This window comes from Allobosea sp. RIT-PG3_2 (assembly GCF_057321085.1).
The window spans coordinates 970,024-996,728 of record NZ_JBXWCA010000001.1; the positions used below are offsets into that span (position 1 = coordinate 970,024).

The window sequence follows — 26,705 nt, forward strand, 5'->3', positions numbered from 1 at the left end:
TCCTCTCAGCCGTCGCTGCCTTCGGAGGGCAAGCCATAGGTCAGCCAGACGGCCGCCAGCGCGAGCGCGGCAACCCACCAGCCTTGCCAGGCGCCGTGCGCCACCGTCGCCACCCCGAAGGCCGAGGCGACCAGCGCCAGGCGCGGCGCGAGGTCGCGTGCGGCGAGATGCCTGAGGCGCCACAGGAAAGCGAGGCCGGCAAGGGTCAGCAGGATCGCACCGACGACGCCCGTCTCGACCCAGGCCTGGACCGGCGCGCTATGCGGATGCCCGACTGCGAGCAATTGGCGGCGCGGCGGCGAAACTTCAAGCGCCACGGGGTGGCGATCCAGCGTCGGCGAGGTGCCGAAGCCCGAGCCCAGCAGCGGCCGCGCCCTGATCGCCTCGCCAAAGCTCAGCCAGATATCGACACGGTCTCGCGAATGGGAATTGGCGAGCCGCTCGTGCAGCGAGGCCGGAAGAGCCTCGTCGCCGAGCCGACCGAGCACGGGGGCGACCGCCATCGTCGCGACGAAGCCGAGAGCGACTGCGGCAAGGGTCAGACGCGGCAGGAGCCGGGCCGCGATCCAGGCCAGGGCCAGCAGAAGGAAACCGAGCCCGGCGGCGCCGCTCTCCGAGTCGAAGGAAATGCTCGCCACGACGAGGACCATGACCGCGCAAAGCAGCCAGTCGAAGACCGCCCTGCCCCTGCCGAGAAGCAGACCGGCTGCGGCAACGGGCAGCAGGACGAGGCAGGTCAGCACCGGACGGTTGAAGATATAGGTGACCTGCCTGCCGATATCGAGCGCGATGCGGAGCGAGAGCCCGGTCGCAAGTTCCGCGATCATGAAGATCGCTGCGGCGGCGATAGCGACGGCAAGGGCGCGGCTCTCCAACCGGCCGGGCCGGAAGCGCCCGCTCGCGGCAATCACAAGGCCGCTCGCCAGCGGGATCGCCAGTTCGCCCCACATCGCGAGGCTTGTGGCCTGCCGGTGGCTCCACAGGATCGTCACGAGCGACCACACCATGAACGCGCCGAGCGCCAGCCCCACCGGCGTCCGCAGCACATCGCGCAGGCGCCGCAGGAGGTCAGCCACTCCCCGATCAGCCAGGGCGGAGCACAGGAAACAGAGGGCGGCCAATCCCAGGACCAGCGGCGACGAGCGATTGGCGAGCCACATCGCCAGCGGCAGCGCGACCAACAGGGCGTAGCCGGCGCGGGCAAGACGCTGCGAAAGGACCGAGGGAGCCGGCACGGAAGCACCGGGGATAATCGAGGAACTCATGGCCCTGCGATTACGCGATCGCAGAGTTTCCGGCCAGAGGCTTCGATCAGCAGGCACGTGCGGGTCGTAGAACGAAAGGTATAGAAGATGCGACGGAAGCTGCCTGCCGTCGAAAATTCTTGACTTCCGATTATGCAATCAGGCGCAATTGACGACCGGCGCGGCAAGGTGCCACAGGCGAAGCCGCCTCAAGAAACCCGCGGCAAAGCCGCAAGCGGAGGAATCCATGCTCACAACCATCCTGAAGCGCACGGCCCTGACGGCGGTGGCGCTCGCGGCTCTCTCGGCGGCGGCCTTCGCCCAAGTCAGCGAGCTCAAGATCATGGCTCCCGCCGCGCCCGGCGGCGGCTGGGACGGCACGGCGCGCTCGATGCAGCAGGCACTGACCGCTTCCGGCCTCGTCAAGAGCGTGCAGGTCAACAACGTGACCGGCGCCGGCGGCACCATCGGCCTCGCCCAGCTCATCGGCGCGAAGGGCGATGGCCACCAGCTGATGGTCAACGGCTTCGTCATGGTCGGCGCGATCCTGCTCAACAAATCGCCGGTCAACCTGACGCAGGTGACGCCGATCGCGCGCCTCACCGCCGAGGCCGAGGTCATCGTCGTCCCGACCGAATCCCCGCTCAAGACCGCCAAGGATCTGGCCGAGCGCCTGAAGGCCGATCCGGCCAAGGTGACCTGGGCCGGCGGCTCGGCCGGCGGCACCGACCACATCCTGGCGGCGCTGTTCGCGCAGGCGGTCGGCGCCGATGCCAAGAAGATCAACTACATCCCGTTCTCGGGTGGCGGCGAGGCTCTCGCAGCCATGCTCGGCGGGCGCGTCACGGCCGGCGTCTCCGGCTATGGCGAGTTCGAGGGCCAGATTAAGGCCGGCAAGCTGCGCGTGCTCGCCGTCTCCGCCGGCAAGCGCCTGGAGAATGCGCCGGACGCCCCGACGCTGAAGGAGCAGGGCATCGATCTCGAGCTGCTGAACTGGCGCTCGGTCGTCGCTCCTCCCGGCCTCTCGGCCGATCAGGAGAAGGCTCTGCAGGAGACCGTCGCCAAGCTCGTCAAGACGAAGGAATGGGGCGAGATCCTCAAGGCACGCGGCTGGGACGACGCCTTCCTCGGCGGCGCGGAATTCGCCGCCTTCCAGAAGGCCGAGATCGAGCGTGTCGGCAAGGTGATGACCGAAGTCGGCCTGGTGAAGTAAGCCGCCGAAAAAGCCAAAATCAGCAGGGGCCGGGAAACCGGCCCCTTTTCTCACCGCCAGAAGCGCTGCGAAGGCGCCGGCCACCACCCGCGGGAACGCCATGACGAACGAGACTCGCACGCAAGGTGCCAACAAGCCGGCCCTGATCGTGGGCGTTCTGCTCCTGATCGTCGCCGCGCTGGTCGGCTACGACGCCTCCCAGCAAACCATCACCTCGACCTATGGCGTCGGCCCGACAGCCATGCCCTATGTGGTGGCGAGCGGGCTCGTCATCCTCGGCCTGGCGCATTTCTTCGTCGCCTTCCGCGAGGGGCTGCCGGAACCGGAAGAGGCCGATCGCAATGCGCTCTTGTGGATCGCGGGCGGGCTCGTCTTCCTGATCGCCTGCATCGGGCTCGGCGGCGGCTTCAGCATCGCCATCGCGGTCGTGTTCGCCTGCACCGCGCGCGGCATGGGCCGGCAGGCCCTGCTCGTCGACGCCGCGATCGGCCTCGTGCTGGGCCTCGCGATCTTTCTCGTCTTCGCCAAGCTCCTGACGCTGATCCTGCCGTCGGGCCCGCTCGAGCGTCTTTTCCTCTGAGGCGGAGCTGAACCCCATGGATACTCTGCTCTCGCTGCTCCACGGCTTCACCGTCGCCCTCGAGCCCTCCAAGCTGGTCTTCTGCCTGATCGGCGTCTTCCTCGGCACCGCCGTCGGCGTGCTGCCGGGCATCGGCCCGGCGCTCACGGTCGCGCTGTTGCTGCCGGTCACCTTCAAGCTCGATCCGGCGGGCTCCCTGATCATGTTCGCCGGCATCTACTACGGCGGCATGTATGGCGGCTCGACCACCGCGATCCTGCTCAACGCACCCGGCGAAAGCGCCTCGCTCGCCACCGCGCTCGAAGGCTCGAAGATGGCCAAGGCCGGGCGCGGCGGACCTGCTCTCGCGACCTCGGCGATCGGCTCCTTCGTCGCAGGCCTGATCGCGACGATCGGCCTCGCCTTCCTGGCGCCGTGGCTGGTCGAGATCGCGGTGAAGTTCGGCCCTTGGGACTATTTCGCGCTGATGATCGTCGCCTTCGTCACGGTTTCGGCGACCTTTGGCGACTCGCCCTTGCGCGGCCTCACCAGCCTGTTCCTCGGCATCACGCTGGGGCTCGTCGGCATCGACAAGCTGACCGGCCAGGCGCGGCTGACATTCGGCGTGCCGGAACTGCTCAACGGCGTCGAGGTCACGACACTTGCCGTCGGCCTCTTCGCCGTGGGCGAGGCCTTCTATGTCGCCTCCAAGCGCTTCCGCGATCCCGAGGAGATCATTCCGATCAAGGGCTCGCTGTGGATGACCAAGGAGGACTGGAAGCGCTCCTGGGCGCCCTGGCTGCGCGGCACCGCCTTCGGCTTCCCGATCGGCGCGCTGCCGGCCGGCGGCGCCGAGGTGCCGACCTTCCTCAGCTATTCGACCGAGAAGAAGCTCTGCAAGTACCCCGACGAATTCGGCAAGGGCGCGATCGAGGGCGTCGCCGGGCCGGAGGCCGCCAACAACGCGTCGGCCGCCGGCACGCTGGTGCCGCTGCTGACGCTCGGCCTGCCGACCTCGGCGACGGCGGCGATCATGCTCGCCGGCTTCCAGCAATACGGGCTGAACCCCGGGCCGCTGCTCTTCGCCGAGAAGCCGGACCTAGTCTGGGGCCTGATCGCCTCGCTGTTCATCGCCAACGTCATGCTGGTGATCCTGAACCTGCCGCTGATCGGTCTCTGGGTCCGTCTGCTGGCGATCCCGCAGCCCTGGCTCTATGCCGGCATCCTCGTCTTCGCGACGATGGGCACGCTCGCGGTCAACGGCTCGCCGGTCGAGCTCGCCATGCTCTTCGCCTTCGGCTTCCTCGGCTATCTGATGCGCCGCTACGACTATCCGGTCGCGCCGATGGTGGTCGGGCTCATCCTCGGGCCGATGGCGGAGCAACAATTGCGCCGCGCCTTGCAGATCAGCCTCGGCGACCCGATGATCCTGCTGGAAAACCCGATCTCGGCGACGCTGCTCGGCATCGCCTTGCTTGCCCTGGTCGCGCCCTTCGCGATGCAGGGGCTGAACCGGTTCAAGGCCGCGGAGGACTGACGAGGCCGAGCCGGAGCAGGCTCTCGCCGGTCGCGACGAGAGCCTCCGCAGCCGGGCGTGGCTGCCAGCCCAGCATGGCCTGAGCCTTGGCGCTGGTCGCGGTCTTGACGCGGCCGAGCTCGGGGGTAGCAGCCTGACGCGCGGTCGCGCTGAAGCGTGCGGCGAAGCGCACCAGCCAGTCCGGCAGCACGCGCGTGGAAACACCGGCAGCAAGCTCGCCGAGGCCGTCCTTCAGCGCCTGGGCAATGGCCTGCATCGTCATGAAGTCGCCGGCAGTGGCGAGGAAGCGCTCACCGGCCGCGGCCGGATCGGTCATCGCGCGCAGATGCAGATCGGCAACGTCGCGCACGTCGACGACGCCGAACATCAGGCGGGGAACGGCCCAGAGCTTCCCTTCCAGCATGGTCTTGACCAGCAGGATCGAGGCCGAGAGATCCGGTCCCAGCAAAGGGCCGAAGATGCCGACAGGATTGACCACGGCAAGCTCGAGCCCCTGCCCTTCCCCATCGACGAAATCCCAGGCCGCCCGCTCTGCCAGCGCCTTCGATTTCGGATAGGCCGCCAGGCCGGGCGCCAACGGGTCGGTCCAGTCGCGCTCGTCATAAGGGCGCTTCAGCGCGCGTCCGTAGCCGATGGCCGCGAAGGACGAGGTCAGAACCACGCGCTTCACACCGGCCCGATGCGCGGCGCGCAGGACGCGCAGGGTGCCTTCGCGCGCCGGGCGGATCAGCTGGTCCTCATCCTTGGGAACGGCGGCAGCCAGCGGCGAGGCGACGTGCAGCACATGGGAGCAACCCGAAGCCGCCTCGTCCCAGCCCTCGTCCAGCATCAAATCGGCAATCGCGATCTGCAGTCGTTCGCCCGCATCGATCCCGGCCAGCCTCAAGGCGTCCCTCAGCCCGCTCTCCCGTGCCGGCGAGCGCAGCGTGGCCCGGACGTCATAACCGGCCTGGAGCAGCGCCAGGATGCAGTGACCGGCGAGGAAGCCGGAGCCTCCGGTCACGAGGACGAGATCGCGGGTCATGATCCGGGCTCCGGCGCAGCAGCAGCGAGAGCACGCAGATAGGCCGGGCTTACGACAAACGCCAGCGGCCAGCCCCTCCGTCTCGCCACCTGCGCGTGAACAAATACGGCGGAACTGTGTTGTCCCAAGGCCGGCATCGCGCTCGATGCCGCGGCAGAGGGAGACTATCGATGAGCGACATCTCGCTTGGCGCGCAGGCCGAGAAGGGCCAGCCCGCCACCGCGGAGCCCAGCCTGCACCGCGTCATGGGCCCTTGGCTCCTGCTTCTCTTTATCGTCGGCGACATCCTCGGCACGGGCATCTATGCCCTGACCGGGCAGGTGGCGAACCAGGTCGGCGGCGTCGTCTGGCTGCCGTTCCTCGTGGCCTTCGCCGTGGCGATGGTGACAGCCTTCAGCTATCTCGAACTCGTCACGAAATATCCCAAGGCCGCCGGCGCCGCGCTCTACACGCACAAGGCCTTCGGCATCCATTTCGTCACCTTCATCGTCGCTTTCGCGGTGATGTGCTCGGGCATCACCTCCGCCTCGACGGCCTCGCGCGCCTTCGCCGCGAACATGTCGAACGCCCTGGGCCTCGGGCTCTCCGGCGGCATCGGCATCACGCTGATCGGGCTCGGCTTCATGGCGATCGTCGCCGTGGTCAACCTGCGCGGCGTCGGCGAGAGCGTGAAGGCCAATGTGGTGCTGACCTGCGTCGAGCTGACCGGCCTGCTGATCATCATCACCATCGGCCTGATGGCTATCGCCGCCGGCCAGGGCGACGTCTCGCGCGTGATGCAGTTCAAGACCACCGCCGATGGCGGCATGTTCTGGCCGGTCATCGCGGCCACGACGCTCGCCTTCTTCGCCATGGTCGGCTTCGAGGACTCGGTCAACATGGCCGAGGAGACCAAGGATCCGAGTCGCATCTTCCCGCGCATCCTGCTCGCCGGCCTCGCGATCACCGGCGTGATCTATGTGCTGGTCTCGATCTCGGCGATCACGCTCGTCCCGCCGGAGCAACTCGGCGAGGGCGAGACGCCGCTGCTCAAGGTGGTGCAGGCCGGCGCGCCGAACTTCCCGCTCTGGATCTTCGGCTTCATTACCATGTTCGCGGTCGCCAACAGCGCGCTGATCAACATGCTGATGGCGAGCCGGCTGGTCTACGGCATGAGCCGCGAGCACGTGCTGCCGCCCATTCTGGGCAAGGTCCATGAGACCCGGCGGACGCCCTATGTCGCGATCGGCTTCACCAGCCTGCTGGCCTTCGCGCTGATCACCTTCGTCGGCGAAGTGCCGGCGCTGGGCGGCACGACGGCGCTGCTGCTGCTCTGCGTCTTCACCGTGGTCAACGTCGCCGTGCTCGTCCTGCGCAAGGACACGGTCGACCATGACCATTTCCGGACGCCAACCTTCCTGCCGATCGTCGGCGCGATCTCCTGCGCCTTCCTGGCCGGGCCGTGGACCGGGCGGGCCTCGGTGCAATACACGATCGCCGGCGTGCTGCTCGGCATCGGCGTGCTGCTGTGGGTCGTGACCGTCATGGTCAACCGCAGGACCGGCACGCATCCGGGCGACCCGCTGATGGAAGACATAGGCGGCGCCGGCCCGGTCAACTGAGCCGCGAAAAAGAAAACGCCTCCCCTTCCGACGGAAAGGGAGGCGTCCATGAGATGATCCGGTCTTGGATCGCAGGCAGCGTCAGAGCGTATGGCCGCGCTTGCGCATCTCCTGCGAGAACCGGTCGAAGAGATAGTTGCTGGTCTGCACGCTCCAGGGCTGAAGCAGCGGAATGATATCCTTCATCGCCTCGGTCCGCAGGCTGGTGTAGCGCTGCCCGACCGGCGACTTGAAGAAAGCCGTGATCTCCTTGAGATCGGCTTCCGTCATCTTGCTGGCAAATACGGCGGCAGAGGTCCTGAGCATCTCGTCGGTGCGCTTGTCCGCCTCCGGCTTCAGCTCGTTGATGACGGCTTCCATGTCCTTCGTGGCTTCGGGCCGGGTCGAGACCAGCTGCTTCGCGCTGTCCTGGAACTCCAGATAGATGTTGTTCACGTTCTGCGTGACGCCGGTCAGATCCATGACCTCGCGGGCGAGCTGGAGGTGGCTCGGCGTCAATGTCGGCGCCTGGGCAGAAGCCGGCGCGGCACCGAGAAGCACGAGGCCGAGGGCCAGGCTGGCGAGAGTATGGCGGATCATGCGGTCAAAACCCCTTCATCTTGGACGGACCGGGCGATGAGCCCGGCAGCGCCACCGGCCCGTGCCGAGCCGACCGTTGTTCGCGCGTTCCTTAGCGTGGATCGCGCAGGAATGGAATCAGTCGATCCGACCGAGGATCTTCAACCCGTCCGCCCCGGCCAGGATCGCGCCGGTGGCAAGCCCGATGAACAGGCCGTGCTCCATCACGCCCGGCACCGCGTTGAGAGCCTGAGCCAATAATTCCGGCCGCTCTATGGCGCCGAGATGGGCGTCGAGGATGAAATGCCCGCCATCGGTGACGAGCGTCGTGCCGTCCGCCCGCTGGCGCAGCGAAAGCGCGCCGGCAGCTCCAGACGCGGCAATGGCCTCCGCCACCGCGCGGCGCGTCGCCTCCAGGCCGAAGGGCACGACCTCGATCGGCAGCGGGTAGCGGCCGAGCGTCTGCACCAGCTTGCCGTCATCGGCGATCACGATCATGCGCGCGGAGGCCGCGGCGACGATCTTCTCGCGCAGCAGCGCCGCCCCGCCGCCCTTGATCAGGCGAAGCTGCGGATCGAGTTCGTCGGCACCGTCGACCGTCAGATCGAGCGCGGGCGTCTCGTCGAGCGTCGACATCGGAATGCCGAGCGATACGGCCTGCGCCTGCGTAACCTCGGAGGTGGCGACGCAGAGGATATCGAAACCGGAAGCGACCTTCACACCGAGCAGGTCGACGAAGTGCTTCGCCGTGGAGCCCGTACCGAGGCCCAGCCGCATGCCGGGCCGCACGAGTTCAAGGGCGCGGGCGGCAGCCTGCTTCTTCAGATCATCGGCGTTCATGGCACTGCCTGGGTCGAATTGCGGAAACCGGCCGCCATCCGCAGCGGATAGCGCCGCTCTCCTGCCGCGCCGGATGCCCCATGTCCAGCATCCCAGCGGCGCAAAACCTCATTTCGTCTGCGGCGTGCACACCGTCTTGTCGTCGAAGACGTAGCAGATGCTCATCTCGCCGGTGCGGATATTGACGCGGAAGATGCCGCCTTCGCGCTCGTGCCGGGACGGCATCAGCCCATAGTCGCTCGGCGCCTGCGGGCCGGCGCCCTCTCCCGCCGGGAAGCAGACGGTGACGCCGACGCCGCCCTCCTTGAGCTGGAACTGACAGGCGCCGACCTCGCCGGTCGCCTTGTCGATGCGGTAGACGCGGTTGAGGTCGTTCTGCGGCGCCGGGGCGAACTCGAACGGCCCTGCCAGGGCAGAGCCCGCGCACAGCAGAGAGAGCCCGGCTCCGAGCGCCAGCCGCGCCACGCCGGCCGGTGTTGCGATGATCTTCGACATGACACTTTCCCTGCCGCCGAGGGTGCGACGAATCGCGCGAACGATACCATCATGCGCGGCGAATTTGGGGAGGTGGTCGAGAAGTGCTTGCCAGCAGGCCCGCGAACTCCTTTAAGCCAGCCATCTGATAAGCGAGCCATCCGCCGCCCTGCCCTGAAGGTCATGTCATGAGCCTGCCCCCGATCGTCGTGTTCGATCTCGACGGAACGCTCGCAGAGACCGCGCCCGACATCATGCGGGTGCTGAACGTCATCCTGGTGCGTGAGGGTCTGACGGCACTGCCGCTGGAGCGCGCGCGCGAACTCGTCGGCGCCGGCGCACGCGCGCTGATCGAACGCGGCTTCAAGGTGTCGGGACGGCCGCTCACGGCCGATACGCTGGAACGGCTGTTCGAGGATTTCCTGCTGATCTACGCCGAGGATGTCGCATCGCAGAGCCATCTCTTCGACGGCGTGCTCGGCGCCCTCGATGCGCTTGCCGGTGAAGGCTATGCGCTTGCGGTCTGCACCAACAAGCCGATCCTGCACACCCGCCTGATCCTCGACCATTTCGGCATCAGCGAGCGCTTCGCCTCCGTCGCCGGGCGCGACAGCTTCCCCTTCTTCAAGCCGGATCCGCGCCACCTCACCCTGACCATCGAGGCGGCAAAGGCCGATCCGGCGCGCGCCGTGATGATCGGCGATTCGCGCACGGACATCGCCACGGCACGCGCGGCCGGCATTCCTTCGATCTGCGTGCCCTTCGGCTATACCGACGTGCCGATCGAGACGCTGGAGCCTGATTTCATCATCCAGCATTTCGGCGAGCTGCCCGAAGCTGTGGATCGCGCGCTCAATCTGGTGCCCGCACGTCCTTGACGGCATGAGATGCGCCGACTAGGAGAGGGCCGGTCCGGGCGATTAGCTCAGCGGTAGAGCACTCCCTTCACACGGGAGGGGTCACAGGTTCGATCCCTGTATCGCCCACCATTTTCCCGACATCGTCAGCGCAAGACGCGCGCCGCGCGATCCACGAGCGGCGGATTTCCCTTCGCGATTGCCACTAGTTCGTCGCCGAACCGTACAGCGATCGGCAGACGGAAATGCAGCGGGTCCCAGTAGTTCGCATCCTCCGCCGTGATGGGTGACGCGTGGGCGTAGTCGACGACGGTCGCGCCATGGCGGTGGGCCAAGGCGGCGATCCCGGCCTTGCAGGCGGCATAGCGCTGCCCGCCCGCGGAGCCCTCGCGCGGATAGGCCATCAGATGGGCCGGCGGCAGGACGAGCATCACCTGTGTTTCCTTCGGGAAGGCGGCGATCGCCCCCTCCAGCCAGGCCAGCGCCGGGAAGCGCCAGCCGGCACGCTCCGTCTCCGGGACTGCCGCCGGAACCGCGAGGGGTTCCAGGTCGACCGGCTTGCCGCCGCTGCCGGCATAGATGTGGCTCCGCGCCCGGGCGAGATCGTAGCTCGCCTCCGGCGGCGTGAAGACCTCGTAGCCATCGCCCCGGATGCGCTCCCGCGACCAGCCGAGACGATAGGCCATCAGCCGGCCGGCGATCTCGATATTTGTAAGGTTGAGGAGCTTGGGCCAATCGGTCCAGCGCACGTCGCGCGAGAGCCAGGCCGGCACGGGCCGCGGCGTCAGGCGCTTTGCCGGATCGGTGGCGTCGGGTTCGCACCAGGTCGTATCGAAGCCCCAGATGATTCGCTTGGGCGCCCGGACCTGATCCCGGAACAGCCCGGCCATCTGGAGCTGCTCCCAGGGCGTCGCGGCATTCATCGCGAGATTGACGAAACGAGCGTCGAGCCCGCGCGACAGCGTCTGCGGATCGAGGAGCCGCATCGTCGAGGTGCCGAGCACCGCCGCGTCGAAGCGGCCGGAGCGCACGAGCTGCGGGTACATGAAGCGCTGGTTGATATCCATGATCGGCCGCGCCGCCTGCCCTGCGACAACCCGTAAGCCGAAGGGATCGAGCACGGCGATGAACGCGAACAGCAGGCCGGCGCAGCCTGCGGCCGCTACCAGGAACCATCGCGACCAGATGACCCAGGCCTTCGCCATTGCGGCCGTGCACTCCCAATTCCCGCAGCACCGACCGACGCGCCGGCGCGGCGCCCTCTTCGCACAGGCGGCGCCCCGGCCACAACCGAAAGCCGCCCCCCGCTGGCAGCCGGGGCGCGAACATGCGAGAGAAACCGCATGATCTCCGGCGCCCTCCGCCGCCTGGCCAGTCCTGCGAAACGGCTCGCCGCGATGTTGCTCGCGTTCAGTCTGCTGCCCGGCTCGGGCCAGGCTGCCGAGGAGCCCTTGCCGCCATCCTCTGGCATCCAGGATGCGCTCTGCCGGCTGATCGATGACGCCGCGCGGACGCATTCGGTACCTCCAGCCTTCCTGACCCGCCTGATCTTCCAGGAATCGAGTTTCCGCCCACATGTCACCAGCCCGGCCGGTGCGCAGGGCGTGGCGCAGTTCATGCCCGGCACGGCGCGCGAGCGCGGCCTTGTCGATCCGTTCGACCCCGAGCAGGCCGTGCCCAAGGCGGCGCATTTCCTGGCCGATCTGCGGGATCGCTTCGGCAATTGGGGGCTCGCGGCCGCCGCGTATAATGGGGGTCCGAACCGCCTCGCCGGCTGGCTCGCCGCCCGCGCCGCCGGGCAATCCCGCTTTCTCCCGATGGAGACGGAGAACTATGTCCTGCTGATCACCGGCGCCTCGGTCGAGGATTGGGCGGAGGAGGCGCGCAATGTCGCCAACGGCGACGGGCGCTCTCCGCCGCCTCGACCGGCGACGCGTGATCCACAGACCGCATGCGCGCCGACGCTGATCGCCATCCGGCAATCGCGCCCGGCCCTGCCCATGATCGCGGAGGCGCCCTTCGCGCCCTGGGGCGTGCAGCTCGCCGGCAACTTCTCGAAGGCGCGCGCGCTCGCCAGCTTCCAACGCGCCGGCGCGCGCCACCGGGCGATCATCGGCGAGCTCCAGCCGATGGTGATCGGCACGCGGCTGCGCAGCCGGGGCACACGCGCCTTCTACCGGGTGCGGCTGCCGGCCGCGACACGCGCCGAGGCCAGCGCGCTCTGCCGGCGCATCCAGGCCGATCGCGGCGCCTGCGTGGTTCTGCGGAGCTGAGATGCCGGCCGCATGTTGCTTGCGCGCAACGCAGAACGGCAAAGCTCGAAAGCTCTCAGCGTTGTGATTGGAGTCCGATTGCCGGGGGCCGGCGAAGCTGACAGGACATTGAGGAGACGTTGACTTTTCCATGTCAACTTCATGTCCAACGCCGTCCCGACCGTCCGAGGTTCTCGATGATCCGCTCCATCCGTCTGGCCATGCTCGCCGGCCTTGGCCTGCTCGCCCTCGGCTCCGCCGCCCGGGCCGAAATCGATCCGTTGACCCGCCAGCCGCTGGTCCAGTACGTCGACCCCGCCAAGGCGCAGGCCACCGCCATTCCGCGCGAGATCGTCAGCTATCAGACGAACCAGCGGCCGGGCACGATCGTGATCAATTCCGCCGAGCGACGCCTCTATTTCGTGATGCCCGACGGCAAGGCCGTGCGCTACGGCGTTGGCGTCGGCCGCCCCGGCTTCGACTGGGCCGGCAGCCAGACCATTACCCGCAAGGCCGAGTGGCCGAGCTGGACACCGCCGTCGCAGATGCTGAAGCGCCGCCCCGATTTGCCGCGCCACATGACCGGCGGCCCGGACAACCCGCTCGGCGCCCGCGCCATGTATCTCGGCTCGACCCTCTACCGCATCCACGGCTCGAACGAGCCGGAGACGATCGGCCAGGCCGTCTCCTCCGGCTGCATCCGCATGCTGAACGAGGACGTGATCGACCTCTACGAGCGCGCCAAGGTCGGCACCCGCGTCGTCGTCGCCCGCTGAGCGGACGCAAGGAACTGAAATAAGAAGGGCCGGCGGAAACGCCGGCCCTTTTTCGTGGCCGGTATCCCCACTGCGCTCGCGATGGGAATCTCCCCGACGCCATCTTCCGCGTCATGCTCGGGCTTGACCCGAGCATCTCTGGTCGAAGGAGGCTCCCGCGCCCTGCCCTGCTTGAGATCCCCGGGTCTCCCTGCGGTCGCCCGAGGATGACGCAGAGGCCTTTTATCGGCCTGGGGCTTGCTGGGTTTTGACGGAACCGCGGGGTCATTCCGGGGCTTCGCGTCAGCGAAGAGCCCGGAACCCATGAACACGAGGTCAGACGAGAAGATTTGTCAGATCGGCGGCCTTTTGACGGGCTGTCGTGTTCATGGGTTCCGGGCTCGGGCCTACGGCCCGCCCCGGAATGACGGCGTGGTTGTATCGAAGGGTGTCGTTCTATCGCTTCGATGCCGGGCCGACGACTTCGCGCATGGCGACGTAGGTGTGGTATTCGGAGACGTTGGGGTCGTCGTGGAAGACCTCGCGGGCAAAGGCCGCATAGGCTGCCATGCTCTCGACCTGCAGGTGCACGACGAAATCCGCGCCTCCCGTCACATAGGAGGCCTGCCGGACTTCCGGGCGCGCCTGCAGCTTGCGGGAAAACTCGCCATAGGTTCGCGATCCCCGCTCGATCGAGACGAGCACATGCACCGTGACGGGCACGCCGAGGGTTTCCGGGCTGACGATCGAGACATCGGCCATGATGACCTGTTCGGCACGCAGACGGCGCAAGCGCCGAAGCACCGCACTCTGTGACAGGCCGACCCGCTCCGCCAGAACGCGCGCCGGAGTCTGATTGTCGATCTGCATCTCCCTGAGAAGAGCATGATCGAACCGATCGAGTTCGACTGTTTTTGCCATGGAGCCCATTCAGAACGGCGAAATTCGTCACCATCTAACTAAATCCCGCGAAAATGACCATGCGTTTCCGAGCAGGATGACGGACAGCCCAGTCAGCGAGGACCGGATCGGCCGGCCCCGGAGAGGGCGTCGGAAATGCGTCATGGGACTGAAGACTTGGACGAAGCGCTCCCTTGCCGCGCAGGCTCTGGGCAAGGTCGATCCTGTGACGAAGGGGGTGGTGCCGCCGATCCATGTCGCGACGACCTATCTGCGTGACCCGGACAATGGCTACTCCTCCGGCTTCATCTATGGCCGGCCGGACAACGAGACGGTGCATGAGGCGCAGGCCGTGCTCGCCATGCTGGAGGAGGCCAGGGCCGGGGCGCTGCTGTTCGGCTCGGGCATGGCGGCGGCGACGGCGGTGTTCCAGGCGCTCTCGCCCGGCGACCATGTCGTCGCCTCCAAGGTGATGTACTGGGCGCTGCGGGCCTGGCTCCTGACTGAAGCGACGCGCTGGGGCCTGAGCGTCGAGTTCGTCGAGACCGACGATCTCGCCGCGCTGAAGGCCGCGGTGAAGCCCGGCGTGACCAAGCTCATCTGGGTCGAGACGCCGTCGAACCCGCTCTGGACCATCACCGACATCGCTGGCGCGGCCGAGATCGCGCACCAGGCCGGCGCCAGGCTCGCGGTCGATTCGACCTGCGCCTCGCCGGTCCACACCCGCCCGCTGACGCTCGGCGCCGACATCGTGATGCATGCGGCGACGAAGGTGCTGAACGGCCATTCCGACGTCGTCGCCGGGGCGCTCTGCGCCCGCGAGGACGACGAGTTCTGGAGCCGGATCAAGACGGTGCGCAAGGGCCAGGGCGGCATCCTCGGCCCGTTCGAGGCCTATCTGCTGATGCGCGGGATGCGCACGCTGCATCTGCGGCAGGAGCGGCAGGCGGCCTCGGCGCTGGAGCTGGCGCAGCGGCTCTCCGCGCATCCGATGGTGGCGCGCGTGCTCTATCCCGGCCTGCCGCAGCATCCCGGCCACGACATCGCGGCGCGGCAGATGGAGCACGGCTTCGGCTACATGCTCTCGGTGCAGGTCACCGGCGGCGAGGCGGCGGCGATCGCCACGGCGGCGCAGGTCGAGCTGTACAAGCGCGCGACCTCGCTCGGCGGCGTCGAGAGCCTGATCGAGCATCGCGCCTCGATCGAGGGCGCGGGCTCGCCCTGCCCGACCGACCTGCTACGCCTCTCGACCGGCATCGAGGATGTCGGCGACCTCTACGACGATCTCGACCACGCGCTGACGGCAGCGCACCGCTGAGCCGGCCCGTGGCTATGGGCTGCGAGGCAGCGGCATCGGTCGAAACCGCCCATCAGCGGTCCGGCCAGATCCTTCTTATGATCACGGCCATGGGCTGGGGGCTGAACTGGGCTGTGCTCAAATTCGTCCTTCAGGACTGGCCGCCCCTGTTCGCGCGCGGCACCGCCGGGCTGCTGGGTGCGATCGGGCTGGCCGCCCTCGCCTGGCTGCGCAGCGAACGTTTTGCAGTCCCACGCGACGCCCGCCTGCGGCTTGCCGCGTCGGCCGGCATCAACGTCTTCGCCTGGATGGGCTTCACCGCCCTGTCGCTGAACTGGCTGAAAGTCTCGGAAGGCGCCCTGATCGCCTATTCCATGCCGATATGGGCGGTGCTGATCGCATGGCCCCTGCTCGGCGAGAGGCCGAACCGGCAGAGCCTGCTGGCGCTCGCCCTGGGCATTGCTGGTATCGCCGTGCTGATGGGCGGTCCCGACCTCGCCGGCGGCAAATGGCCGGGTATCCTGTTCGCGCTCGCCGCGGCCATGCTGTTCGCCCTCGGCACGGTCACGGCTCGCAAGCCCATACCGATGCCTCCCACGGTACTGGCCGCCTGGCAGGTGGCACTGGGCTGCCTGCCGATGGTGATCCTCGGCCTGCTGCTGGAACAGCCGCGCGTCCTAGCACTCTCGGCGCCGGGCCTCGCCGGCCTGGTCTATATGGCGGTGGGCCCGATGGCCCTGTGCTACCTGACCTGGTTCGGCGCCCTCAGACGGCTGCCCGCCTCCGCTGCCGCAACCGGCATGCTGCTCGTGCCGATCATCGGGACGCTCGCAGCCGCCCTGCTGCTGGGCGATTCCCTGGGCGTCCGTGAGCTCGTCGCCATGGCCCTTACCCTGACCGGTGTCGGGCTGGCGCTCCGAAGAGCCTCCCGATCATAGCCTTCAGAAGGCCGCGACCGTGCCAGGGCCCAAGCTGCGCCTAGCCGCGCCGCTCCCGCGACAATCCCTTTTCGGCCAGCGCAGCTTCGTAGGCGCGCATCTTCTCGCCGGCCTGCTCGCCAAGCTCGCGCAGATAGTCCCAGGCGTAGATGCCGGTCTCGTGCATGTCGTCGAAGCCGAGCCTGACGGCATAGTGGCCGACAGGCTCGATCCGCAGGATCTCGACGGCCGCCTTGCCGGGAACGATCGTCTTCTGGCTGGGGTGGTGGCCCTGGACCTCGGCGGAGGGGCTTTCGACGCGCAGCAGCTCGGCCGGCAACGCGAAGCTCGCGCCGTCCTCGAAGGCGACATGCAGGGTCCGGCGATCCTTCGACAGGCGGATTTCGGTCGGCCAGGATGACATGATCGTGTAAGCCCTTCGCAGCGGGTAGCAGCCATGCGCTTGACCTTGGCCGCATCGATGCCAATGTCTCGCTATAGCAATGTGAAAACCTGTTCGCATCCTGTGCGGTGCGTTTGGAGTTGAGGCAGACGTGCTGCTCGACGACATGAAACCGCTGACCCGGTCGCCGCTGGTCGATCCGTTCGGCCGGACGATTTCCTATCTGCGCATCTCGGTGACGGATCGCTGCGATTTCCGCTGCGTCTATTGCATGGCGGAGAACATGCAGTTCCTGCCGCGCAAGGAACTGCTGACGCTTGAAGAGCTCGACCGGATCGCCACCGCCTTCGTGACGCGCGGCACGCGCAAGCTGCGACTCACCGGCGGCGAACCGCTGGTGCGCCGCGACATCATGAGCCTGTTCCGCTCGCTCTCGCGCCACCTCACCTCCGGCGCGCTCGATGAGCTGACGCTGACCACCAACGGCTCGCTGCTGCATCGCTATGCCGACGAACTGGCCGGCTACGGCGTCCGTCGCATCAACGTCTCGCTCGACACGCTCGATGCCGACAAGTTCCGCGAGATCACCCGCCGGGGCGACCTGAATGTCGTGCTCGCTGGCATCGACGCCGCGCGCAAGGCCGGCATGCGGGTCAAGATCAACGCGGTCGCGCTGAAGGGCGTCAACGACGACGAGATCGAGGAGCTGATGCTGTGGTCGCACGGCCTCGGCATGGACCTCACGCTGATCGAAGTCATGCCGATGGGCGAGATCGAGGCCGGGCGCATCGATCAGTACCTGCCGCTCTCGGTGGTGCGCGGACGGCTGATGGACAAGTACACGCTCGTCGACGATCCCTATCGCACCGGCGGGCCGGCGCGCTATGTCCGCGTCAAGGAGACCGGGGGGCTCGTCGGCTTCATCACGCCGCTCACCCATAATTTCTGCGAGAGCTGCAACCGCGTGCGCCTGACCTGCACCGGCACGCTCTACATGTGCCTCGGCCAGGAGGATGCGGCCGATCTGCGTGCCGCCGTGCGCAGCTCGCAGGACGATGCGCTGCTCTATCGCGCCATGGACGAGGCCATTGCCCGCAAGCCCAAGGGCCACGACTTCATCATCGACCGGCGCCATGCGCGCCCGGCCGTCGGCCGGCATATGAGCGTCACCGGCGGCTGATCGGCCTGGACGGAGGCCGCCGCTCGCTTGACCGGCCCGGAGAATGCGGTCACCGTCGTTGGACGGGTGGAGTTGCTGCGGGTCATGTTCAAAGCGATCGCAGGCCGCGTGAGAGCGGCCGCAAGCGCAATCGATGACGCCGTGAGGCAGACCCACGCGGCGCGGCTCGCCATCATGGCGGCGCGGTTGCGGCGTTCCCTCCCGCTTCTCGCCATTCTCATCGCTGCCGCGCTGCTCTTCTGCCTTTACCTGGCCTGGTCTTCCGCGCGCGGGGTGTTCACGGTGCTCGCCCCCGCCTCGCCGACCGGGATCGGAGCCGGCATGGCAGCGGTGATCGCCGGGCTCGTCGTGCTCGAGCTCTGCGCGGCCCTCGCCGTCACGATGATGACCGCCGCGCTGCAACTCGCCTACGACACCGGCCGCCACCGCGTTCGCGCACTACTCGTCATTGCGAGCACCATCGTGCTGGCTGGCCTCGGCTGGCGGCTGGCGGAGCTCGATGCGGCTTCCCTCTCTGCCGCCACTGTCCTGCCGATCCTGGGCAGCGCCGCCTTGATCGCGCTGACGCTCTGGTTCGAACGGGCCTATCTGCGGCCTTCCTATCCCGGCTTCCGCGACTTCTGGGTCGATGTGGTCGAAGCCCGGCTTTTCCTGACGCGAGCCGCCCATGGCGAATGAGAATGGCGGCGTTGGCTCGCTGCGTGGCACCAGCCCTGCGGTGACCGCGCATCACCTGGCGGAATCCGTCAAGGCCGGCCATAACGGCGCGAGCGATGCGGTGGACAATCTGCCGCCGGCCGATGCGACGATGCTGTCCCAGACCGAACAGACTCTGATCGCCCGGGCACGCGAGCATTACGCGACGCTGCGGCAGGACGCTGCGGCGAGCCTCAACGCCATCCAGGCCGAGGTCGCGAGCCGCCGCGAGCTGTTCACGCAGCAACGTTTCGAAGGTCGCGTGCGCGGCGTCGAGGCCACGATGCGCGCGATGCTGAATAAGCACGGCAGCGAGCTGGAGCAGCGCGTCTACGACGCGCTCAGGGCCAAGCGCGAATACGCGTTCTTCAACTACGAGAACAAGCGGCGCGCCGACCCCAAACTCGACAAGTGGCAGTTCATCCTGTTCTTTCTGGTCGTGCCGCTGGTGATCGAGAGCCTGCTCAACGGCAATTTCTTCGCCGAGGCGAGCGATTTCGGCCTGGTCGGCGGCGCGGCCACGGCCGTCATCATCTCGGCGCTCAACATCGCGCTCGGCTTCTTCATGGGGGTCGGGCCGGCGCGATACTGCCAGCATGTGAAGAGCTCGCACCTGTTCTGGGCCCTGCCCGCCTATGCCGGCATGATCGCGCTGATCGTGTTGTTCAATCTCGCGGTCGGGCATTACCGCGAGATGCTGATCGCGAGCCCGGATACGCGTTCCTTCCAGGTCATGCCGCGCATGCTGGAGAACCCCTTCGCGATCTACGACATCAAATCGGTCGCTCTGGTCATTATCGGCTGCCTCGTCGCCTTCGTCTCGGCGACGAAGGGCTATACGGCCTTCGGCACCTATCCGGGCCATGCGGCCGCCTACAAGCGCTGGCGCCAGCGCTGGGGCGCGGTCGAGGAGGAGCGGCGCCGGCTCGATGTCGAGCTGCTGCCGGAGCTGGAGGCGATCCGCACCCAGATCGACGGTTTCCGCGAGGATTGCCGCGACGAGCTCGGCAAGCTGCAGGGCGTGAAGGCCGCGGCGGAGAAGGCGCGAGACCTGTTTATGTCCCGCCTCGGGCAATTGCGCGCGGCCAAGGACGCCGCGATGATGCAATATCGCGAGGCCAATCTGCGGGTCCGCACCGATCTGCCGCCCGCCTATTTCTCGCAGTCGCTCAACCTGGCCGAGATCGACCAGCCGGGGGAACTGCCGGAATATGTTGCGGCCCGCCGCCAGATCGAGGATTTCGAGCAGCAGCTCGCGAGCATGCCCGCCCTGATCGAAGCCAAGCTGAAGGACAGGCTGATCCTGCTGCGCGGGGTCGACCTCGCCGGCGAGATCGAGCAGGTCAAGCTGCGCGCGGCGAAGGCCGGCCGCGAGGCCTTCGAGAGCGACGAGGCGGCGCAGAAGCAGGCGGCCGAGGATTTCGCCGCAATGCCGCGCTAGAGAGCGACAGATGAAGACCGAGAACCTGGCCATCGTCGCTTCCGTGCTCGCCGGCGTTGCGCTCGTCGGGTTCTTCGCGGCCCCTTCCCTGCTGCGCGGCCCGCCGCGCGACCAGGAGACGCTGTGCCCGAAGAGCGGGCCGGTCGGGCATACGCTCATCCTGGTCGACAAGAGCGATCCCTGGAGCGAGGTGCAGGCCGGGCGGCTGAAGAAGCTGGTCAAGCAGATCGGCGACGAATTGCCGGCCGAGCGGATGCTGTCGATCTACGTTTTCAACGACGTGTTCGAGCCTGGCTTCCCCTCGCTGATCTCGCTGTGCAACCCGGGCAAGACGGCGAGCGAGCTGATCGGCAACCCGCGCCGCGAATATGTGAAATGGGTCGAGAAGTTCGGCCGCCCGCTCGACGATGCTCTCACCGTCCTGACCCAGCCGGCGAAGGGCAACCAGTCGCCGATCGTGGAAGCCATCGGCGACGTCGTCTCCCGGCGCGAGAACCGCGTGGCGAACGGCGATCGCTCGCTCGTCCTCGTCTCGGACATGCTCCAGAATTCGGGCCAGTTCACCGTCTTCGGCAACGCGGCCGGCGCGCGCGATCCGGAGCGCCTGCGGCGCCTGCTCGACAAGGTCTGGCAGGATTCGGGCGCCAAGAGCTGGGCGCTGAGCATCCATCAGGTCCAGGGCGTCTACGACCAAGCCCGGCTCGAACAAGCCGCATCGCTGTGGAAGCAGGCGTTCCAGAAGCTGAGCATCACGGTGAACTGGGACAGGCTGTAGCGCCGCTGCCGTCGTTGCGGCCGGTGCGAACCGCGATCGTCAGAGCCTGTAGGCCATCCGCACGCCGCCCCAGTGGCGGCCGCGCACCCGCAACGGCGCATTGATCTCGCTCAAGGCCTCGATCCGGCCGTCTCCGAGGTCGTGATGGCAGAGCTGGACCAGGAACGGGCGGACCGAGCGGCTCGCGCTGATCCCGGAGCGGCTGTCGAGAATACGGCGGTTGCAGGCATGGGCCGCGTTCCAGTCCGGATCATGGCTGCGCTGGGGCTGCGACGTCTCGGCATGATGCACCGGCATGTAGCCGTTGCGATCGCTCGGCACGGCGAAGACCAGACGTGGATCGCTCGCGAGCGTCTTCCTGAGCAATGGCGGCAGCACGGCCTCCAGAGCCTGCAGGCTCGGGCTCAGATATTGCAGCGGCTCGCTCTCGGGAACCGGCGTATAGCTCGCCTCGAACAGATCCTCCTCGGCTATCAGACCTTTCTCGATGGCCGTTTCCATGGCTGCGGCGATTTCGTTCGCGAAATCCTGGGCGCGCTCGATGAAGGGGCGATAGGAGCGCTCGATATCCTCGATCATCAGCGCCAATGCGCCGCTGCCGGCGGCAGCATCCGCATCGAAGGCGAGATGCAACCCGCGCTCGCTGTGACCCGTCATCCGGCAGGGGAGCGGCGGCAGGCCGTCGATGGTGATCGTGCCGTCGCCGCCGCCGAACCGGATGGCCTGCGCATCGGCCAGAAGCGCTCCGCCGCGACCGACATCGACGATGCGGCTCGACAGGTCGATGCCGCCGATCCTCAGCTGCGCGCGCCGCGCGGTCGGGAAACGGTCGAAGCGCCGCCGGTCGGCGAAGGCGGAGTGCCGCAGGACGGGCTTGAAGCGGCGCAACATGCGGCCGACGAGCCGGCTGCCCTTCTCCGAGGCCCGGCGCGCGCGCTCGCTCTCGGCGACCGTGGCATGAGCGATGCGATCGATTTCATCCGCGCGGCGCGCAACGCCCTCGACGAAGAGCGCGGCTTCGCGGGCATTGCGGGACAATTCCGCCGTCGACGCCGCCTGCTCCTGCGAAGCCTGGCTGATCGTCGTCATAAGCGGGTTGACGTCCCGCACGATCTGCAGCGCCTCGTTGACGATGCCCGTCGAACTCTGGGCCGCATGCGTGAGCCGGTCGACCCGGCTGCGGATATGCTCGACGGCTTCGCTCACCTCGACCGAGAGCGACTTGACCTCGTAGGCGACGACGCCGAAGCCACGGCCCGCCTCTCCGGCGCGGGCCGCCTCGATCGCGGCGTTGAGCGCAAGCAGGTTCGTCTGGCGGGCGATCTCCGCAATGGAATCGACGATGCCGCGGATTTCGCCTGTCGCCTCGCTGAGGCCGTCCAACATCAAGGTGGCCTGCCCCGCATGCTCCACAGCAGCATCGAGCCGGTCGCGGACGCTTGCCATGGCGCTGTCGACCTGCTCGGCCGACTGGGAAACCTGCTGCGTCGCCGCAGCCAGGACGGAGGCGTTCTCGCTCGCCGCGCCGACGGCCATGCGCATGCTGCCGGCACTTTCCAGAATGGTGCGGGAGCCGCTTTCGGAATCGGCTGAGAGCTTCTCGACCTCGCCCAGTTCCTTCGTGAGCCGATTCATCGCGAACAGAATGTCGCGCTCGATATCATCAACAGCATCGCGGACGGACAGGTCGTTGGAAGCGATCGCCACGATGGGGGCTTCTGCGACCTCGATCGGCGCCGGTTCGGTCGGGGCTTCGCTACCCATGGGAGTTCGGGCGCCCAGCCAGCGTCGAATCCTGCCCTTCATCCCAAGCCCAGTCTCACCTAAGGTCAGCCCTGCCTGCGGTTATGGGCGGCGTCCGTTAACAAAAGCTTCCTCCGCACCTGCACGGCGCCTGTGCCGCAGAAGCATTGGACCACCTCTTGCGCGGCCTGTATGGCTGGGGTTTCCACGTCGCACGGGCACGAGCCATGAGCCAGCACAGCTATGACGTCATCGTCGCCGGCGTCGGCGCCATGGGGTCGGCCGCCTGCTGGCACCTCGCCAAGCGCGGGCTCAAGGTTCTCGGCCTCGAGCGCTTCGAGCTCGGCCATGCGATGGGCTCCTCGCACGGCCTGACGCGGATCATCCGCCTCGCCTATTTCGAAGGCTCGCACTACGTCCCGATCGTGCGGCGTGCGCATGAGCTCTGGGCGGAAACCGGCGAACAGGCCGGCATGAAGCTGCTCCATGTCACCGGCTCGCTCGACCTCGCGCCAAAAGGCGGCGGACCGGTCGAATCCTCCCTGCAATCCTGTCTCGACCACGGGTTGACGCATGAGGTTCTGGAGGGAGCCGAGGTGATGCGCCGCTTCCCCGGCTTCCAGCTCCCGGCCGGGCATGTCGGCCTGTGGCAGCCGGATGGCGGTTTCGTCGCCTCGGAAAAGGCGATCTACGCTCATGTCGGGCTGGCGCAATCGCGCGGGGCCGACATCCGTACCAACGAACCGCTGCTGGATTGGACGCCGACGGCGCAGGGCGGTGTCGTCGTCCGCACCGAACGCGGCACCTACTCGGCCGGCCGCCTGGTCATCACCTCGGGTGGCTGGATCGCCGACGCGGTGCCGGCCCTGTCGGAACGGGTCAGCACCGTGAAGCAGGCGATCGGCTGGTTCACCACGCGGCGGCCCGAACTCTTCCGCGAGGGTGCCTTCCCCGTCTTCATCCTCAGCGTCGAGGAAGGCAATTTCTACGGTTTCCCACTCTACGAGCATCCGGGCTTCAAGCTCGGCGGGCCGCATTTCGGGCGCGAGCCCATGGACCCGCGCGAACCGGACCGGACGCCGAGCGAGAGCCAGGTCCAGCGCATCCGCGAGTGCCTCGCGCGCTATATTCCCGATGCGGCCGGCGAGCCTCTGACGGTGAAGGGCTGCGTCTACAGCGTTTCGCCCGACGAAGGCTTCATCATCGACACCGTGCCGGGCGTGCCGCAGGCCGTCTTCGCCTCGGCCTGCTCGGGCCACGGCTTCAAATTCGCCAGCGCGATCGGCGAAATCCTGGCCGATCTTTCGACCGCCGGCCAGTCGCCCTTCGATCTGACACCGTTCTCGCTTTCCCGCTTCGCGGCCTAAGCCTTTCCCGCAGGATACCTCTTGGCCAGCGCAGCCGAAAATCGCCGCGGCGTCGTCTTCATGCTCGCGGCCATGTCGCTCTTCGTCGTCAACGACACGCTGATGAAGCTGGCACGCGAGACCTATCCGGCCGGACAGGCGATCGCGCTGAGGACCGTCTTCGCGGTCGTCGTCGGCTTCGCGCTCGTCTTCGCAGCACGCGAGAGCGACCGCCTCGCCACGGCCTTCCGGCCACGCGTGTTGCTGCGCGGCCTGCTCGAAGCCTTGAGCGCGTTGACCTTCGGCTGGTCGCTCGGCCTGTTGCCGCTCGCCAACATGACGGCGATCAACATGGCCTCCCCCCTGCTCATCGTCGCTCTCGCGGTCGTGCTGCGGATCGAGCGCGTCGGCTGGCGACGGGCGCTGGCACTCACCGTCGGCTTCATCGGCGTGCTGTTCATCGTGCGGCCGGGTGCGGCCTCCTTCAACGCGGCCGCCCTCGTTGCCCTGCTCAGCACCTTCCTCGTCGCCTGCCGCGACCTGACGACCCGCAGCATCGGCGACGACGTTCCCTCGACTGTCATCTCGCTGACCACGACGGTCGTCGTCGGCCTCGTCGCGTTCGGCTACGGCTTGACCGAGCAATGGCTGCCGGTCTGGCGGATCGAGAGCGTCTATGTGGCGCTGGCGGCCGTCCTGGTCACGGTCGGGACCTTCTTCATCATCAGTGCCTTCCGCCGCACCGATGTCGCCGTGATCTCGCAGTATCGCTATGCCGTCATCGTCTTCGCCACGCTGCTCGGCTATCTCGTCTGGGGCGACGTGCCCGATCTCTTTGCCTTCCTCGGCATCGGGCTGATCGTCGGCAGCGGACTCTATACGATGCACCGGCAGCGCGTGCGGCCCGATTCGAACCTCAAACTGACCCGAAAGCCGACGGCGTGACGGCTGGATCGGCCAAGCCGACGCTGGCGATCCTGGTCGCGATCTCCGCGCTCCAGCCGATCGCGCTCAACCTGCTGGCTCCGGCGACGCCGGCCTTGACCCGCCACTTCGCATCGAACTACGCCACGATCCAGCTCACGCTGACGCTGTTCCTGGTCTCGGTCGCCCTGACGCAGCTCGTCATCGGGCCCTTGTCGGACCGCTTCGGCCGCCGCCCCTGCGTCAATGCCGGGGTCGCCTTGTTCGTGCTGGGCTCGGTGCTGGGAGCGTTGGCGCCTTCGACCGAAATCCTGCTGACGGCGCGCATACTGGAAGGTGCAGGCTCGGGCGCCGTCTTCGCGCTGTCGCGGGCGATCATCCGCGACAGCGCCAATCGCGACGAGGCCGCGAGCCAGATCGCCAGCGTGACGATGGTGATGGTGGTGGCGCCGATGCTCGCGCCCTGGCTCGGCGGCCAGATCGAGACCGCGCTCGGCTGGCGCACCATCTTCTGGTTCATGACCCTGTTCGGCACCTGCGTGCTCGCGCTCACCGTCCTGCGACTGCCGGAGACGGCGCCCCATATCGGCGCGCAGAGCTCCCTGCTCGGGGTGTTTCGTGCCTTTCCGGAGCTCGTGCGCAACCGGGGTTTCCTGCTGAACGTCGCGGCCGGAACCAGCGCTGTGTCGGCCTTCTTCGTCTTCATCGCCGCGACGCCGTTCATCGTCGTCGAGACGATGGGGCACGGCTCCGACGCCTATGGCAGCTACTTCATCCTCAATGCGCTCGGCTACATGCTCGGCAACTTCGCCATGTCGCGGCTGGCAGTGCGGGTCGGCACGCCGAAGATGGTGCGGCTCGGCCTCGTGATCTCGTTCATCGGAACGGGCGCGGCGCTTGCCCTGTCGTTCTCACCCTGGTGGTCGCCGCTGACCCTGTTCCTGCCGCTGGCCGTGAACGCCATCGGCAATGGCCTGACGATACCCGGTGCCACAGCCGACGCGCTCTCCGCACGTCCCGAACTTGCCGGCTCCGCCGCGGGACTGCTGGGCGCGATCCAGCTCGGGATCAGCGCCGGGCTGACCGTGCTGATCAGCTGGCTGGTGACCCTGTGGCCGCAATCCATGAACGTGCTGGTCTGGCTGCTGATCGCGCTCGGCCTCGTCGCGGTCGGCTTAGCCCGCAAAGGACGTGGCCCGGCGATCTGAGCCGGGCCGTCCATCATTTGTCGGAGCGTCGTGTGCATCCGACGCCCGAGCCTCAGCCCTCGAGGCGGGCGATCAGGCTGGAGGTGTCCCAGCGCTTGCCGCCCATCTTCTGGACCTCGGCATAGAACTGGTCGACCAGCGCGGTCACCGGCAGCTGCGCGCCGTTGGTCCGGGCCTCGTCGAGGACGATGCCGAGGTCCTTGCGCATCCAGTCGACGGCGAAGCCGAAATCGAACTTGTTCTGGTTCATCGTCTTGCCGCGGTTCTCCATCTGCCAGGAGCCGGCAGCCCCCTTGGAGATCACCTCCAGCATGGCCTCGACGTCGAGCCCGGCGCGCTTGGCGAAATGCACGCCTTCCGACAGGCCCTGAACCAGGCCGGCGATGCAGATCTGGTTGACCATCTTGGTGAGCTGGCCGGAGCCGGCAGGCCCCATCAGCCGGCACATCCGGGCGAAGCTGACGATGACGGGCTCGGCGCGGGCATAGGTCTCGGGCTCACCGCCGCACATTACGGTCAGCACGCCGTTCTCGGCGCCGGCCTGCCCGCCGGAAACGGGCGCATCGACGAAGCCGAAACCGCCCTGCCGCGCCGCCTCGTAGAGCTCGCGCGCGACATTGGCGGAGGCGGTGGTGTGATCGACGAAGACCGAGCCTTTCTCCATGCCGGCGAAGGCGCCGTTCTCGCCGATCGTGACCGAGCGCAGATCGTCGTCGTTGCCGACGCAGGCGAAGACGAACTCCTGCCCCTTGGCAGCGTCGGCCGGCGTTGCCGCCGAAAGCCCGCCATGCTGGGCGACCCAGGCCTGAGCCTTCGTCGGGTTGCGGTTGTAGACGGTGACGTCATGGCCCTTGGCCTTGAGATGGCCGGCCATGGGATATCCCATCACGCCGAGACCGAGGAATGCGACTTTGGCCATGAACAGCTCCCGCGTTACGAAGACCTTGGCGCTTTAGCGCGG

25 protein-coding genes, 1 tRNA gene and 1 pseudogene are annotated in these 26,705 nt (G+C 67.7%); 17 read left to right on the forward strand and 10 right to left on the reverse strand.

Going from position 1 to position 26,705, the window contains the following annotated elements; translation table 11 throughout:
- Positions 1 to 5: 5 nt before the first annotated feature.
- A complete protein-coding gene (locus AC2FAN_RS04390; RefSeq protein ID WP_485172837.1) occupies positions 6 to 1,265 on the reverse strand; it encodes an O-antigen ligase family protein in 1,260 nt (419 codons plus the stop codon).
- A gap of 226 nt (positions 1,266 to 1,491) precedes the next feature.
- On the opposite strand from AC2FAN_RS04390, the gene AC2FAN_RS04395 reads away from it, so the two are divergent.
- The 3 genes from AC2FAN_RS04395 (at position 1,492) to AC2FAN_RS04405 (ending at position 4,553) form a co-directional block, all read left to right on the forward strand.
- Positions 1,492 to 2,457 carry a Bug family tripartite tricarboxylate transporter substrate binding protein gene (locus AC2FAN_RS04395; RefSeq protein ID WP_485172838.1) on the forward strand — a complete coding sequence of 322 codons (966 nt, stop codon included), beginning with the start codon at positions 1,492 to 1,494 and terminating at the stop codon, positions 2,455 to 2,457.
- A gap of 100 nt (positions 2,458 to 2,557) precedes the next feature.
- A complete protein-coding gene (locus AC2FAN_RS04400) occupies positions 2,558 to 3,037 on the forward strand; it encodes a tripartite tricarboxylate transporter TctB family protein (protein ID WP_485172839.1) in 480 nt (159 codons plus the stop codon).
- A gap of 16 nt (positions 3,038 to 3,053) precedes the next feature.
- A complete protein-coding gene (locus tag AC2FAN_RS04405) occupies positions 3,054 to 4,553 on the forward strand; it encodes a tripartite tricarboxylate transporter permease (RefSeq protein ID WP_265052621.1) in 1,500 nt (499 codons plus the stop codon).
- Here the strand turns inward: AC2FAN_RS04405 and AC2FAN_RS04410 are convergent.
- Positions 4,534 to 5,577, reverse strand: a complete 1,044-nt coding sequence (locus tag AC2FAN_RS04410; RefSeq protein WP_485172840.1) for an SDR family oxidoreductase — start codon at positions 5,575 to 5,577, stop codon at positions 4,534 to 4,536. The genes AC2FAN_RS04405 and AC2FAN_RS04410 overlap by 20 nt on opposite strands.
- Before the next feature lie 170 nt (positions 5,578 to 5,747).
- On the opposite strand from AC2FAN_RS04410, the gene AC2FAN_RS04415 reads away from it, so the two are divergent.
- On the forward strand, positions 5,748 to 7,178 hold the full coding sequence (locus AC2FAN_RS04415; RefSeq protein ID WP_265052619.1) for an APC family permease: 1,431 nt from the start codon (positions 5,748 to 5,750) through the stop codon (positions 7,176 to 7,178).
- Between the two features lie 81 nt (positions 7,179 to 7,259).
- Here the strand turns inward: AC2FAN_RS04415 and AC2FAN_RS04420 are convergent, their stop codons facing one another.
- The 3 genes from AC2FAN_RS04420 to AC2FAN_RS04430 form a co-directional block, all read right to left on the reverse strand.
- Positions 7,260 to 7,757: a DUF2059 domain-containing protein gene (locus tag AC2FAN_RS04420; RefSeq protein WP_265052618.1), complete on the reverse strand. Its 498-nt coding sequence runs from the start codon at positions 7,755 to 7,757 to the stop codon at positions 7,260 to 7,262.
- Between the two features lie 117 nt (positions 7,758 to 7,874).
- Positions 7,875 to 8,576: a ribose-5-phosphate isomerase RpiA gene (gene rpiA, locus AC2FAN_RS04425; RefSeq protein WP_485172841.1), complete on the reverse strand. Its 702-nt coding sequence runs from the start codon at positions 8,574 to 8,576 to the stop codon at positions 7,875 to 7,877.
- Positions 8,577 to 8,684: 108 nt separating this feature from the next.
- Entirely contained in the window at positions 8,685 to 9,071 is a 387-nt protein-coding gene (locus AC2FAN_RS04430; RefSeq protein ID WP_485172842.1) for a hypothetical protein, read from the reverse strand.
- 167 nt (positions 9,072 to 9,238) lie between these two features.
- On the opposite strand from AC2FAN_RS04430, the gene gph reads away from it, so the two are divergent.
- Together gph and AC2FAN_RS04440 are read left to right on the forward strand one after the other, a co-directional pair.
- On the forward strand, positions 9,239 to 9,928 hold the full coding sequence (gene gph, locus AC2FAN_RS04435) for a phosphoglycolate phosphatase (protein ID WP_485172843.1): 690 nt from the start codon (positions 9,239 to 9,241) through the stop codon (positions 9,926 to 9,928).
- A gap of 36 nt (positions 9,929 to 9,964) precedes the next feature.
- A tRNA-Val gene (locus tag AC2FAN_RS04440) sits at positions 9,965 to 10,039 on the forward strand.
- A gap of 14 nt (positions 10,040 to 10,053) precedes the next feature.
- On the opposite strand, the gene AC2FAN_RS04445 is transcribed toward AC2FAN_RS04440, so the two are convergent.
- The gene (locus tag AC2FAN_RS04445) at positions 10,054 to 11,112 is read right to left on the reverse strand and encodes a hypothetical protein (RefSeq protein ID WP_485172844.1); all 1,059 of its coding nucleotides are present in this window, start codon (positions 11,110 to 11,112) and stop codon (positions 10,054 to 10,056) included.
- Between the two features lie 138 nt (positions 11,113 to 11,250).
- On the opposite strand from AC2FAN_RS04445, the gene AC2FAN_RS04450 reads away from it, so the two are divergent.
- Together AC2FAN_RS04450 and AC2FAN_RS04455 are read left to right on the forward strand one after the other, a co-directional pair.
- Entirely contained in the window at positions 11,251 to 12,180 is a 930-nt protein-coding gene (locus AC2FAN_RS04450; protein ID WP_485172845.1) for a lytic transglycosylase domain-containing protein, read from the forward strand.
- A gap of 176 nt (positions 12,181 to 12,356) precedes the next feature.
- Positions 12,357 to 12,935 carry a L,D-transpeptidase gene (locus AC2FAN_RS04455; RefSeq protein ID WP_265052612.1) on the forward strand — a complete coding sequence of 193 codons (579 nt, stop codon included), beginning with the start codon at positions 12,357 to 12,359 and terminating at the stop codon, positions 12,933 to 12,935.
- A gap of 435 nt (positions 12,936 to 13,370) precedes the next feature.
- Here AC2FAN_RS04455 and AC2FAN_RS04460 read toward each other — a convergent pair whose 3' ends face one another.
- The gene (locus AC2FAN_RS04460; protein ID WP_265052611.1) at positions 13,371 to 13,835 is read right to left on the reverse strand and encodes an Lrp/AsnC family transcriptional regulator; all 465 of its coding nucleotides are present in this window, start codon (positions 13,833 to 13,835) and stop codon (positions 13,371 to 13,373) included.
- Positions 13,836 to 13,977: 142 nt separating this feature from the next.
- Between AC2FAN_RS04460 and AC2FAN_RS04465 the strand changes: the two genes are divergently transcribed.
- Entirely contained in the window at positions 13,978 to 15,132 is a 1,155-nt protein-coding gene (locus tag AC2FAN_RS04465) for a trans-sulfuration enzyme family protein (protein ID WP_485172846.1), read from the forward strand.
- Positions 15,133 to 15,146: 14 nt separating this feature from the next.
- Entirely contained in the window at positions 15,147 to 16,049 is a 903-nt protein-coding gene (locus tag AC2FAN_RS04470; RefSeq protein WP_485173054.1) for a DMT family transporter, read from the forward strand.
- 40 nt (positions 16,050 to 16,089) lie between these two features.
- On the opposite strand, the gene AC2FAN_RS04475 is transcribed toward AC2FAN_RS04470, so the two are convergent.
- A complete protein-coding gene (locus AC2FAN_RS04475) occupies positions 16,090 to 16,452 on the reverse strand; it encodes a gamma-butyrobetaine hydroxylase family protein (RefSeq protein WP_485172847.1) in 363 nt (120 codons plus the stop codon).
- A 145-nt stretch (positions 16,453 to 16,597) separates the two neighbouring features.
- Here AC2FAN_RS04475 and moaA point away from each other — a divergent pair, with 145 nt between their 5' ends.
- From moaA to AC2FAN_RS04495, 4 genes are all read left to right on the forward strand, one after another.
- On the forward strand, positions 16,598 to 17,611 hold the full coding sequence (moaA, locus tag AC2FAN_RS04480) for a GTP 3',8-cyclase MoaA (RefSeq protein WP_485173055.1): 1,014 nt from the start codon (positions 16,598 to 16,600) through the stop codon (positions 17,609 to 17,611).
- A 141-nt stretch (positions 17,612 to 17,752) separates the two neighbouring features.
- Positions 17,753 to 18,289, forward strand: a complete 537-nt coding sequence (locus tag AC2FAN_RS04485) for a hypothetical protein (protein WP_485172848.1) — start codon at positions 17,753 to 17,755, stop codon at positions 18,287 to 18,289.
- Positions 18,279 to 19,748 carry a hypothetical protein gene (locus AC2FAN_RS04490; protein WP_476807053.1) on the forward strand — a complete coding sequence of 490 codons (1,470 nt, stop codon included), beginning with the start codon at positions 18,279 to 18,281 and terminating at the stop codon, positions 19,746 to 19,748. The genes AC2FAN_RS04485 and AC2FAN_RS04490 overlap by 11 nt, the downstream gene beginning before the upstream one ends.
- A 10-nt stretch (positions 19,749 to 19,758) precedes the next feature.
- Positions 19,759 to 20,523, forward strand: a complete 765-nt coding sequence (locus AC2FAN_RS04495) for a hypothetical protein (protein ID WP_265052607.1) — start codon at positions 19,759 to 19,761, stop codon at positions 20,521 to 20,523.
- A gap of 39 nt (positions 20,524 to 20,562) precedes the next feature.
- Here the strand turns inward: AC2FAN_RS04495 and AC2FAN_RS04500 are convergent, their stop codons facing one another.
- Positions 20,563 to 22,287, reverse strand: a complete 1,725-nt coding sequence (locus AC2FAN_RS04500; protein WP_485172849.1) for a methyl-accepting chemotaxis protein — start codon at positions 22,285 to 22,287, stop codon at positions 20,563 to 20,565.
- 206 nt (positions 22,288 to 22,493) lie between these two features.
- Between AC2FAN_RS04500 and solA the strand changes: the two genes are divergently transcribed.
- The 3 genes from solA to AC2FAN_RS04515 are packed head-to-tail and all read left to right on the forward strand — an operon-like array spanning position 22,494 to position 25,744.
- Positions 22,494 to 23,633: an N-methyl-L-tryptophan oxidase gene (gene solA, locus AC2FAN_RS04505; protein WP_485172850.1), complete on the forward strand. Its 1,140-nt coding sequence runs from the start codon at positions 22,494 to 22,496 to the stop codon at positions 23,631 to 23,633.
- 21 nt (positions 23,634 to 23,654) lie between these two features.
- On the forward strand, positions 23,655 to 24,557 hold the full coding sequence (locus tag AC2FAN_RS04510; protein ID WP_265052604.1) for a DMT family transporter: 903 nt from the start codon (positions 23,655 to 23,657) through the stop codon (positions 24,555 to 24,557).
- The gene (locus tag AC2FAN_RS04515; RefSeq protein WP_485172851.1) at positions 24,554 to 25,744 is read left to right on the forward strand and encodes a multidrug effflux MFS transporter; all 1,191 of its coding nucleotides are present in this window, start codon (positions 24,554 to 24,556) and stop codon (positions 25,742 to 25,744) included. Before AC2FAN_RS04510 ends, AC2FAN_RS04515 begins: the two co-directional genes overlap by 4 nt.
- A 52-nt stretch (positions 25,745 to 25,796) precedes the next feature.
- Here the strand turns inward: AC2FAN_RS04515 and AC2FAN_RS04520 are convergent.
- A pseudogene (locus AC2FAN_RS04520) lies at positions 25,797 to 26,672 on the reverse strand (NAD(P)-dependent oxidoreductase); the annotation flags it as partial.
- Between the last annotated feature and the right edge of the window lie 33 nt (positions 26,673 to 26,705).

Bases quoted from the DNA above. Each gene is read 5' to 3' on its own strand.
- AC2FAN_RS04450 (WP_485172845.1), top strand. From the start codon at position 11,251: ATGATCTCCGGCGCCCTCCGCCGCCTGGCCAGTCCTGCGAAACGGCTC.
- moaA (WP_485173055.1), top strand. From the start codon at position 16,598: ATGAAACCGCTGACCCGGTCGCCGCTGGTCGATCCGTTCGGCCGGACG.
- gph (WP_485172843.1), top strand. From the start codon at position 9,239: ATGAGCCTGCCCCCGATCGTCGTGTTCGATCTCGACGGAACGCTCGCA.
- AC2FAN_RS04410 (WP_485172840.1), bottom strand. From the start codon at position 5,577: ATGACCCGCGATCTCGTCCTCGTGACCGGAGGCTCCGGCTTCCTCGCC.
- AC2FAN_RS04495 (WP_265052607.1), top strand. From the start codon at position 19,759: ATGAAGACCGAGAACCTGGCCATCGTCGCTTCCGTGCTCGCCGGCGTT.
- AC2FAN_RS04470 (WP_485173054.1), top strand. From the start codon at position 15,147: ATGGGCTGCGAGGCAGCGGCATCGGTCGAAACCGCCCATCAGCGGTCC.
- AC2FAN_RS04460 (WP_265052611.1), bottom strand. From the start codon at position 13,835: ATGGCAAAAACAGTCGAACTCGATCGGTTCGATCATGCTCTTCTCAGG.
- AC2FAN_RS04400 (WP_485172839.1), top strand. From the start codon at position 2,558: ATGACGAACGAGACTCGCACGCAAGGTGCCAACAAGCCGGCCCTGATC.
- AC2FAN_RS04420 (WP_265052618.1), bottom strand. From the start codon at position 7,757: ATGATCCGCCATACTCTCGCCAGCCTGGCCCTCGGCCTCGTGCTTCTC.
- AC2FAN_RS04445 (WP_485172844.1), bottom strand. From the start codon at position 11,112: ATGGCGAAGGCCTGGGTCATCTGGTCGCGATGGTTCCTGGTAGCGGCC.
- rpiA (WP_485172841.1), bottom strand. From the start codon at position 8,576: ATGAACGCCGATGATCTGAAGAAGCAGGCTGCCGCCCGCGCCCTTGAA.
- AC2FAN_RS04490 (WP_476807053.1), top strand. From the start codon at position 18,279: ATGGCGAATGAGAATGGCGGCGTTGGCTCGCTGCGTGGCACCAGCCCT.
- solA (WP_485172850.1), top strand. From the start codon at position 22,494: ATGAGCCAGCACAGCTATGACGTCATCGTCGCCGGCGTCGGCGCCATG.
- AC2FAN_RS04415 (WP_265052619.1), top strand. From the start codon at position 5,748: ATGAGCGACATCTCGCTTGGCGCGCAGGCCGAGAAGGGCCAGCCCGCC.
- AC2FAN_RS04475 (WP_485172847.1), bottom strand. From the start codon at position 16,452: ATGTCATCCTGGCCGACCGAAATCCGCCTGTCGAAGGATCGCCGGACC.
- AC2FAN_RS04390 (WP_485172837.1), bottom strand. From the start codon at position 1,265: ATGAGTTCCTCGATTATCCCCGGTGCTTCCGTGCCGGCTCCCTCGGTC.
- AC2FAN_RS04430 (WP_485172842.1), bottom strand. From the start codon at position 9,071: ATGTCGAAGATCATCGCAACACCGGCCGGCGTGGCGCGGCTGGCGCTC.
- AC2FAN_RS04465 (WP_485172846.1), top strand. From the start codon at position 13,978: ATGGGACTGAAGACTTGGACGAAGCGCTCCCTTGCCGCGCAGGCTCTG.
- AC2FAN_RS04500 (WP_485172849.1), bottom strand. From the start codon at position 22,287: ATGGGTAGCGAAGCCCCGACCGAACCGGCGCCGATCGAGGTCGCAGAA.
- AC2FAN_RS04455 (WP_265052612.1), top strand. From the start codon at position 12,357: ATGATCCGCTCCATCCGTCTGGCCATGCTCGCCGGCCTTGGCCTGCTC.
- AC2FAN_RS04395 (WP_485172838.1), top strand. From the start codon at position 1,492: ATGCTCACAACCATCCTGAAGCGCACGGCCCTGACGGCGGTGGCGCTC.
- AC2FAN_RS04405 (WP_265052621.1), top strand. From the start codon at position 3,054: ATGGATACTCTGCTCTCGCTGCTCCACGGCTTCACCGTCGCCCTCGAG.